The 5,253-nt window shown below is 32.6% G+C and carries 8 protein-coding genes; 6 read left to right on the forward strand and 2 right to left on the reverse strand.

Going from position 1 to position 5,253, the window contains the following annotated elements; genetic code table 11:
- Positions 1–270: DUF6922 domain-containing protein (locus tag IIF7_RS20930; protein ID WP_394335068.1), on the forward strand; the 270-nt coding region annotated here is incomplete at its 5' end.
- 59 nt (positions 271–329) lie between these two features.
- The gene (locus tag IIF7_RS20215; RefSeq protein WP_245801689.1) at positions 330–920 is read left to right on the forward strand and encodes a nucleotidyl transferase AbiEii/AbiGii toxin family protein; all 591 of its coding nucleotides are present in this window, start codon (positions 330–332) and stop codon (positions 918–920) included.
- A 198-nt stretch (positions 921–1,118) separates the two neighbouring features.
- Here IIF7_RS20215 and IIF7_RS20220 read toward each other — a convergent pair whose 3' ends face one another.
- Positions 1,119–1,964 carry a hypothetical protein gene (locus IIF7_RS20220; protein ID WP_084843501.1) on the reverse strand — a complete coding sequence of 282 codons (846 nt, stop codon included), beginning with the start codon at positions 1,962–1,964 and terminating at the stop codon, positions 1,119–1,121.
- Positions 1,965–2,224: 260 nt separating this feature from the next.
- Here IIF7_RS20220 and IIF7_RS20225 point away from each other — a divergent pair, with 260 nt between their 5' ends.
- From IIF7_RS20225 to IIF7_RS20240, 4 genes are all read left to right on the forward strand, one after another.
- Positions 2,225–2,614 carry a helix-turn-helix domain-containing protein gene (locus IIF7_RS20225; RefSeq protein WP_245801690.1) on the forward strand — a complete coding sequence of 130 codons (390 nt, stop codon included), beginning with the start codon at positions 2,225–2,227 and terminating at the stop codon, positions 2,612–2,614.
- A gap of 203 nt (positions 2,615–2,817) precedes the next feature.
- Positions 2,818–3,486 (forward strand): hypothetical protein, encoded by a 669-nt coding sequence (locus tag IIF7_RS20230; RefSeq protein ID WP_139801389.1) that lies wholly within the window; start codon positions 2,818–2,820, stop codon positions 3,484–3,486.
- Positions 3,453–3,638, forward strand: a complete 186-nt coding sequence (locus IIF7_RS20235; protein ID WP_084843504.1) for a hypothetical protein — start codon at positions 3,453–3,455, stop codon at positions 3,636–3,638. Before IIF7_RS20230 ends, IIF7_RS20235 begins: the two co-directional genes overlap by 34 nt.
- A gap of 6 nt (positions 3,639–3,644) precedes the next feature.
- On the forward strand, positions 3,645–3,935 hold the full coding sequence (locus tag IIF7_RS20240) for a helix-turn-helix domain-containing protein (protein ID WP_084843505.1): 291 nt from the start codon (positions 3,645–3,647) through the stop codon (positions 3,933–3,935).
- 55 nt (positions 3,936–3,990) lie between these two features.
- On the opposite strand, the gene IIF7_RS20245 is transcribed toward IIF7_RS20240, so the two are convergent.
- A complete protein-coding gene (locus IIF7_RS20245) occupies positions 3,991–4,956 on the reverse strand; it encodes an IS110 family RNA-guided transposase (RefSeq protein ID WP_084843506.1) in 966 nt (321 codons plus the stop codon).
- Positions 4,957–5,253: the final 297 nt, after the last annotated feature.

A 5,253-nucleotide genomic window follows, 5' to 3' on the forward strand; every position in this document is an offset into this window, starting at 1 on the left:
TTACTACAGACGTATTATAATATTCGAAAGGAAAAAGAAAAAAGGACACAGCAAACGCCGCAGCTTTCTATCTTTAGAAAATCCTTGTTTTGGGATACCGACTTTAATAAATTGAACTGGAAACAACAATACAAGGCGATCATAAAACGAATTTTTGAGCGTGGTAACGAAAAGGAAAAAAAGGAACTCATTCGTTTTTATGGGAAAAAGAAAGTACAGGAGGTATTAGGGCAAACCAGCCCAGATCCTTACACGTTATCGACATCATAATAGCCATGCTACATTACAATACCGTCAACGAAATACTTCATCAGAGTCTATTACTACTCATGGAAGCGGAAATTTTTAAAGATTTTCGTCTGGTTGGTGGTACAGCGCTTAGTTTACAGATAGGTCATCGGATATCTGTAGATATTGATTTATTTAGTGATGCCGAATATGGCTCTATTGATTTTGATGTCATCACAGATTATTTACAACAGAACTTCAACTATGTAGATTTTTTATCTGTTCCACCTGCACTGGGTAGATCTTATATCATTGGCACAGATGAGGATAATGCCATAAAACTGGATGTGTTCTATACCGATCCATTTATAACACCACCACTAGTTGAAGATGGTATACGAATGGCAAGCATTGAAGAAATCATTGCTATGAAGATAGATGTGGTACAACGAGGAGGGCGTAAAAAAGACTTTTGGGATCTACATGCCCTTTTCGCAAACTATACGTTAGATCAGATGCTTCAACTCCATGAGAGACGTTATCCATATACCCACGAAAAAGGAACCATACTACAGAATTTTGTTTTCTTCCAAAATGCGGACGATGATTTTGACCCCATTTGTTTAAAGGGTAAATATTGGGAATTCATCAAGGATGATCTAAAAATACTTATTGAAAATTATAAAAAGTAATAGGTACTTTTCTTAAAGTAAAGTAGCCTTAATAGTACCTGTCTTCTTCCCCTTAAACATCTCTTTTTTTCGTTGCGACCATGGGGAGTAATCAAGATTGTGTCCACAGACACACATCTTGAATTAGCACGCAATTTGTAATCTTGCATGTATTTTTTAATCGTGTCCACTAATCAAACAACCATTTTAATACATCATTTAGACGTTATGAATTTCTGCTAATTCAGTTAATCTTTTCTTTCCTTCAATACGTACAGCTTTTAAAAATTTATATGCTAAATCGGAAGCATAATATCCGTCCTCTATTGAGATATGCTGAAGCGATTTATAGTTTAAATTGTATTGCGCATGGCATATTAGATTATAAACTCGTTGCGATCGAAAGGAATGTTTAGGAAGAACAATTTTTATACTCTTACTAAAGTTCTGGCATAGATGAATCATATAATATAAATCAAATACGGGTGGCTTATATTCCCAATAAACCCAAAGTAGCGCTGCACAGGTCTGTAAAATGGCTTGATTCACTAAAAGAAGTTTAGCAGGTTCGCTATAGGTATCATCACTCACATCTAATTTACTATTAAAGTATTCCGCTTTACTCATTCTAGACTTCCAACGCTCTTGTATTCGTTGATACATTACAGGATGGCTATTATATCCAGTAAGAAAAAGAGGACCTTCTTGAAAAATTCTATTATTCTCATTTAAAACTAAGCCTAAGAAATTGTCTCCTTCAGTCAATCGGTTTTCAATCTCATTCAAGGTATAATGAATGCTAAAAATCTTTACTTTTTGATTCATTTTGGTAAATACCTTACCCATAAAATCCTTTTGATCGTTGATATAAGATTTACTTACTATGAGAAGCGTAATTTCCCAATTTTTATTTTTAGTTGTATTTTTCCTATCATTGAAGTAATAATAAGTTTTATGTTCATTAGTTCGTATTCCTATCCAATAAATCGAATGTACATCTGTAATAGATTTAATTACTGCTATCAGTTTATTTTGAATAGCTTCAGGTAAATTGGCTGAGTTCATAATTTAAGATTTAGCTTGATAATGAAGATTTCCGTAATTTGGGCTAAAGCAAATTCTATAACTTTGGGAGTATTCAAGTTGGTAAGCATAGATCAAATGGTTTTAAAATTAAACTTCAGTGATGGTCAATGAGCCTTCAAGTTTTAAAAAAAATAGACCGTAGCGAACCAAACTGACCAGTAAAAAACAATAAGGATCTTGTTTTTTACTCCAAAGGGTGATGAGCGAAACTTTTAAAAAGAATGTTTATCTTTGAGATTATGAGCACAGCAACAAAAACCAGTCATATCGGTAGAAAGATCAGCCGAATCAGGGAACTTCGAGGCATGAAGCAGGAAGCCCTTGCCGCAGAATTAGGTGTCAGCCAACAAAGTGTATCCAGTTTAGAACAAAGCGAGCATGTTGAGGATGAAAAATTAGAAAAAGTAGCTAAGGTGTTAGGGGTAAGCAAAGAAGCTATTAAAAATTTTAGTGAAGACAATATTTTGAATATTATTTCAAATTCATTCCATGATAATTCGGCTTTGAATGCCATATTAAATAATCCTACGTTTAATCCTATAGATAAAGTAGTTGAGCTGTATGAGCGCCTTCTAGAAGCAGAAAAGGAGAAGGTAGCTTATTTAGAGAAATTGTTAAATAAGAAATAGTGAAGAAGAAAATATTTAAGATTTGAAAAAAGTGTCGATAACAGGATAATATTCCGGTAAATCGGCACTTTTTTTATTTATATTAATAGTTATCTATAATCGCTAAATTAACTTAATGTAAAAAAAACATTTAAACATAAAATTACATCTTTCACTTGTAATTTTGTAGAAATGATTTATATTTGCAATAAATGCTTATTATTATGGGTACAAAAAAATTAGACAACAAAGCGACAAGGTTATATCAAGTATCCGAAAGAACAGGTATACCTAAGGAAAATATAATAGAAATCTTATCAGAAGCTGGTTTTCTTATAATAGGAGACAAGTCTAATTTTGTACTTAAAAGAAAGCACTTAGAAGTTATTGAACATTATTTTTCACTAGCCATCAAAAACTACTTCAATGAGGCTAAGAAAAATTATAAAAATTATGACAATAAAAAACTGGAAGGTGTAAGAAGATTTTTATCTAATTTCTTGGATGAATTTCCTTTTTTAATTGAGTCACTTCCGGCGGATTCATTTTTCAAAACTTCATTAAATCTCGATCGTGTTAAGGATTATTTCTACAGGCTTATATTTTCTATACATAATTCAAGCAACAGTAATTTATATAAAGAATTAAAACGATTAAAATACAGGGTAAGACCGAAGTCACTTAAGTCTTATAATGATTTGAGAAAGAAATCAGCAATATTTTTTATATCCGGTCATTATTACACATTCAACACAGAAGAGGATTCTAATTATGCACTTCAATTGAACCGCTTCCAGGTGTTCAAAATGAGCGCTAGCGAAGCTTTAAACAAATTTTTAATTGACTTAAAGCATATATTTTGGAATCAGAAAATCTACTTATTGCAAGAATAAAAAACAGTAACCTTGCAGATTCAGACAAAGAAATTTTAATAAAAATATTAAAAGACGACACTAAGAACTACGATCAATTTGTAAAAACTTTAGTTGATATACTTAGAATAGGAAAAGTAGCTTTCAAATTCTTAGATATCGATCTTGAATAGAAAAAAATGAATATAGGTACAGCAGTTAAATCTTTAAGAAAAGAAAGAGGTTTTGGACAAAGAGAATTGGCCGAAAAGTGTGACATTTCGGTCAATGCTTTATCTCAAATTGAAACTAATGCAACATTTCCCCACAAGAAAACAATAGAAAAAATTTGCTCCGCTTTAAACATTCCAGTCTCATATTTACTCTTTTTTTCTATTGGAGATGAAGACATTCCGGAAGATAAAAAAGAAGCCTTCAATTATTTAAATGGTGCTGTAAAAAATGTTCTGAAAGATTCTATGCACGAATAATAATTATCGTTTCGCGACTATACATAACAAAGAACTAAGCTAACTTCCAAGCATTTTATCCTAATCTTGACGCATAATTTTCATCGTATGGTAAACCTGATGTAGCCACAGCAAATGCCTGTTTTAATAGTTTATTACATACAGCAATAAGCGCAAGCTTCTTACTTTTACCCTTGGCTATTATTCGTTCATAGATATCCCTACAGGCTTTATTGTGTTTGCAGGCTGTAAAACTGCACATAAAGAGCAGATTTCTAAGTTTTGGATTTCCTATTTTACTGATCCTACTCTTACCTCGTACACTAGATCCAGAGGCACGGATGGTTGGCGTAATTCCAGCATAGCAGCATAATTGACTTGCGTCCTCAAAGCTGGTAAAACCATGGGTTAACACTAATAACATTATGGCTGTTTTATTACCCAATCCAGGTATACTTTTTAGAAGCGTCAGTTGTTTTTGCTGATCATCCTTAACAATCTCTGTTAATCTGGACTCCAAAGTTTTTATCTCATTTTGCAATACTTTAAGCGATCGGTTGAGCGAGTGATAAACTACTTTTGAAGGTTTACCAAGTACCTTTTCTCCATGAAGTTTATTCTTTAAAGCGGTACTCTGCTTTGTATAGATAGCTATTAAACGAAGTATTTGCAGAGCCTCGGCCTGACTCTTGTCTCTTGCTGTGTACAAAGGAACTTCATTGGTGCTAGCATATTCACATATCGCTTTGGCATCAGACTTATCAGTCTTAATTTTTGATAATTTCATCTGGATAAAACGCTTCACAGACAAAGGATTTACTACCGAGACCTTGATCCCCTTCTCATAAAGAAATTGTGCTAACCTATAATGGTAATATCCCGTAGCTTCCATAACCACCAGATCTTCTTTTATTAAAATCTTTAAAAAACTTTTAAAGCCTGAGACATTATTTTTGAATTGAAAATGTTCTCCCGTGGAGTTGACCACATCAAATACTCCTTTACTGATGTCTACTCCATAAATTTGATTATTTTTATTCATAAGAAATTGATTAAGAAAGGACACCTACTTTGGTTTTCATCGACTTAAAAACGAGATCCACGTCTCATAGAACTAAACGAAATTAAAGTAGAAAAGAGAGGGGATTATCAATGTTGACGGAATCTTAAGTTCCTACGGTTCATATAACCTTATTCCTCTCTTTTGTTCTTTCTGGTTAACTATCAAAATTTAGAGAATTTAAACTTAAGACGATTCATCGCAAATAGCGGTTTATTAATAAAAAAGTATAATTTTAGAAAACAAGCAAGAATAAGTTAAGCCGACAAATCCGTGTCC

It is taken from the genome of Zunongwangia atlantica 22II14-10F7 (genome assembly GCF_002094855.1).
GTDB lineage: Bacteria > Bacteroidota > Bacteroidia > Flavobacteriales > Flavobacteriaceae > Zunongwangia > Zunongwangia atlantica.

What these genes read in the sequence shown, in the direction of transcription:
- IIF7_RS20215 (WP_245801689.1), top strand. Translation starts at nt 330, where the DNA reads ATGGAAGCGGAAATTTTTAAAGATTTTCGTCTGGTTGGTGGTACAGCG.
- IIF7_RS20220 (WP_084843501.1), bottom strand. Translation starts at nt 1,964, where the DNA reads ATGAACTCAGCCAATTTACCTGAAGCTATTCAAAATAAACTGATAGCA.
- IIF7_RS20225 (WP_245801690.1), top strand. Translation starts at nt 2,225, where the DNA reads ATGAGCACAGCAACAAAAACCAGTCATATCGGTAGAAAGATCAGCCGA.
- IIF7_RS20230 (WP_139801389.1), top strand. Translation starts at nt 2,818, where the DNA reads ATGGGTACAAAAAAATTAGACAACAAAGCGACAAGGTTATATCAAGTA.
- IIF7_RS20240 (WP_084843505.1), top strand. Translation starts at nt 3,645, where the DNA reads ATGAATATAGGTACAGCAGTTAAATCTTTAAGAAAAGAAAGAGGTTTT.
- IIF7_RS20245 (WP_084843506.1), bottom strand. Translation starts at nt 4,956, where the DNA reads ATGAATAAAAATAATCAAATTTATGGAGTAGACATCAGTAAAGGAGTA.